The sequence below is a fragment of the Mycobacterium sp. 1245111.1 genome (assembly GCF_001673405.1).
Classification (GTDB): domain Bacteria; phylum Actinomycetota; class Actinomycetes; order Mycobacteriales; family Mycobacteriaceae; genus Mycobacterium.
This window is the reverse complement of record NZ_LZLV01000070.1, coordinates 1-665: the sequence shown is the minus strand read 5'-3', so window position 1 is coordinate 665 and position 665 is coordinate 1. Positions and strand designations below refer to the sequence as shown.

Genomic DNA, 665 nt, shown 5'->3' with positions numbered 1-665 from the left:
CTCGGCGGCCTCGCGGATTTTATCGACGCGCGCGATGCCTTCCGGCGACGCGGGATCGCCACGGTGCGAGATGATCAGCCGCACCGCCTTGCCGTCCGGCGAGAAGAAGTTGTTCAACGCGCGCTTGAAGTCCTTGTTCTGGAACACTTCTGGCGGCAGATAGAACGAATCGTCGTTCTTGGCCTGGTCGAACGCGTCACCCTGGGCGGTGGCGTTGTCGGACTGCGCTTTTGCCTGTTCGTTCAGACCGTTGGTGGTGGCGTAGTTCGACATGATCGTGTCGAGGTTGTGCTGCTGGCTTTCGATCTGCGGCGGGATCAGCGCCACCAGCTGCGGCTGAATCTGGTCCAGCTTGTCGAGGTTCGCGCTGAGCGCCTCGATGTTCTCGCTCACCTGGTCGATGCCGTCGAGTGCGTTGAAGATCGACCGCACCGACCAGCACAGCGGGATGTCGAAGCAGTGCTTTTCCCAGTAGAAACCACTGCGGATCGGCCGGAAGAAGTCGTCGAAGTTGGCGATGTCGTCCCGCAACGACTCGGTGATCTTCACGGTTTCTTTTGTCAGCTTGGTGGTTTCGTGCGTGGTGTTGGTCAGATCCTGGGTGACCTTCATCTGCTCGTGCAGCGTCGCCATCGTCTTGCGCAGCTCGTCTGCCTGCTTGAGCA

The 665-nt window shown here is 60.3% G+C and carries 1 protein-coding gene; it reads right to left on the bottom strand.

The window, feature by feature from the left end; all coding sequences use genetic code 11:
- On the bottom strand, positions 1–665 hold a 665-nt coding region (locus tag A5658_RS11725; protein WP_156751399.1), incomplete at both ends, for an MMPL family transporter.